The following is a 2,325-nucleotide window of genomic DNA, read 5'->3' as shown; positions in this document are numbered from 1 at the left end:
CCGCGACCGTGCGGTGCAGCCGGTCGTCGTGCGCCTGCCAGACCACACCCATGGCACCGCTGCCGATGCGGGAACCAAGCCGGTAGCGCCCGGCGACCATGACCTGCTCGTCGGTCATCTGGGCTCCTGGTTCACGGTTTGGGCGGGGGTGAGGTCACCTGTGTCGCGGTTGGTCCAGGGTCACTCGTCGACGTCGGGGTGGAGGGAGTTGTGGAAACCGTAGTCGTCGTCGTTGTCGTGGCCTCAGTCGGCTGTGTGCTTGTGGAGGGCTCCTCCGAGCCCGAAGTGGTGCTGGCGGGCGCGGACCTGCTGGTCGGGACCACCTTGACCGTCGTCGTCGGCTCCAGCGTCGCCGAGACCGACTCGGTGACGGTCACCGTCGACGACGGCACGTTGTTGAGCCGGGTCGGGCCGTCGTCGATCTGGTCGGCGGCACCGCGGTTGTTGAGCACCATCCACGCGCCCAGGGCCAGCGCGACCGTGACCGCGGCGCTGGCGAAGACCAGCGGTTTGGCCGACTTGACGGCCGGCTCGGGCTCGCGCGCGGCTGTCGGGCCGGTGGTGACCACCAGCCGGGTGGCCACGTCGGGCTCACCCGCGGCGATCTTGGGCAGGTTGGGTTCCTCGCCCCGCGCCACCGCCGCCAGCAGGTCCCGGGCGCGACCCGCGCTGGGGCGGTCGTCGACCTCGGTGGCCAGCAGCGCCAACAGCACGCCGGTAAGCGCGCCGGACTGCTTCGGCTCGTTCAGCTTGCCGGACGCGACTGCGTGCAACAGCCCCAGCGTGTTCTCGGAGAGCCCGAACGGGGGTTCGCCCTCGGCGGCGGCGTAGAGCGTCGAGCCGAGAGAGAAGACATCGGAGGCGGCCGACGGCTCGCGGCCGATCGCCACCTCGGGGGCCAGGTACGCGGGCGTGCCCGCGATCAAACCGGTCTTGGTGACGGTGACGTCGTCGGTGGCCCGGGAGATGCCGAAGTCGGTGATCTTCACCGAGCCGTCGTCGCCGAGCAGGATGTTGCCGGGCTTGATGTCGCGGTGCACGATGCCCGCGGCGTGCGCGGCGGCGAGCGCGGCCGCGACCTGGCTGCCGATCCGGGCCACCTCGACCGGGTCCATCGGCCCGTCGTCGGACAGCGCGATGGCCAGGCTGACCGACGGCAGGTACTCCATGATCAGGCAGGGCACGCCGTCCTCGTCGACCACGTCGAACACCGCGATGGCGTTCGGGTGGTGCAGGCGCGCGGCGATGCGTCCCTCCCGCAGGCAGCGGGCGACGGCCTCATCGGCTTCCTCGGGGGGCAGGCCGGGCGGCAGGAGCAGCTTCTTGACCGCGACCGAGCGGTTCAGGCGTTCGTCGACCGCCCGCCAGACCACGCCCATGGCACCGCTGCCAATGCGTTCGACCAGCCGGTAGCGCCCGGCGACCAGCCGGCCCTCGTCGCTCATCCCGACCGGAACCTCCCTCGCCCACGAAGCGCCTCGTGGGGTTCACGTCGCGCGCGCAGGGTGCGCGCCATCGGCCTGACCAGGGAACCAGCGCGGACGACGCGGTGGGTCCCAAGTGCCCGACCGTTCAAGGCTAGGCGTTCACGCTGCGCGCACAGACACAGCCCTGTTCCCCCGCGGCCCCGATGCGGCGGCTACATATTGTCACAGGAGGGCGTCGAATTGGACCGTTCGTGGCGAACTAGTTGAGTTGGGCCGACAACAGCTCGGCTCCGATGATCCGCTGCGGCACGGTGTCGGCCACCGTGAGCAGCTGCCTGATCCGCAGCTGGGAGCCGCCGAGCAGGTGCATCCGGACGACCGCGACGACGCCGTCGGCCTGTTCGACGACCTCGAGGACCTCGACCTTGCTGACCCTGGACCACGAGCCGAGGAACTGGCCGAGCGTGGTGTCGAAGACATCGCCCGACAGCAGCGCGTAGGCCCGCCGCGGGTCGCTTTCGATCAGCCGGTAGTACTCGATCACCAGCTCGCGGTTCGACGTCTTGGGCCGCACCTGCTCCGGGATCGGCGCCCGCTGCGGCGTGTCGCCCGAGTCGGCCCGGCCCACACCCTGAGCGCCGCCGTGGGTGCCGCTCTGGCTGCCCCCTGTGCGCGCGGGCGGGACCGCGGGACCCGCTTCCTGGCCTTTGTTCAGGGTCGCGGACGCGCTGCCGGTCTTCGGGTCGGGCAGGCGCGCTCCGGCGACCGCGCGGTTGAGCTCGTCGGGCAGGAGAGCGCGCTCGCCGGTGATCTGGTTGCTCGGCCGGGAGCTCGCGTCGGCCGCCTCGCGGTCACGGGTGATCACGGTGGCGGCGGCCACGGCCCCGCACAGCGTCGC

At 71.8% G+C, this 2,325-nt stretch carries 2 protein-coding genes; both read right to left on the bottom strand.

The window, feature by feature from the left end; all coding sequences use genetic code 11:
• Positions 1-131 precede the first annotated feature (131 nt).
• Complete coding sequence (locus ACRDSQ_RS17755; RefSeq protein ID WP_431422579.1) at positions 132-1,445, bottom strand: serine/threonine-protein kinase; 1,314 nt, start codon at positions 1,443-1,445, stop codon at positions 132-134.
• 241 nt (positions 1,446-1,686) lie between these two features.
• On the bottom strand, positions 1,687-2,325 hold a 639-nt coding region (locus ACRDSQ_RS17750), incomplete at its 5' end, for a hypothetical protein (protein WP_431422578.1).

It is taken from the genome of Actinokineospora sp. (genome assembly GCF_050699995.1).
In the GTDB taxonomy this organism is placed as follows: domain Bacteria; phylum Actinomycetota; class Actinomycetes; order Mycobacteriales; family Pseudonocardiaceae; genus Actinokineospora.
Note: the sequence above shows the minus strand (reverse complement) of the source record. Positions and strands in the feature narration are given on the sequence as shown.

Bases quoted from the DNA above. Each gene is read 5' to 3' on its own strand.
- ACRDSQ_RS17755 (WP_431422579.1), bottom strand. From the start codon at position 1,445: ATGAGCGACGAGGGCCGGCTGGTCGCCGGGCGCTACCGGCTGGTCGAA.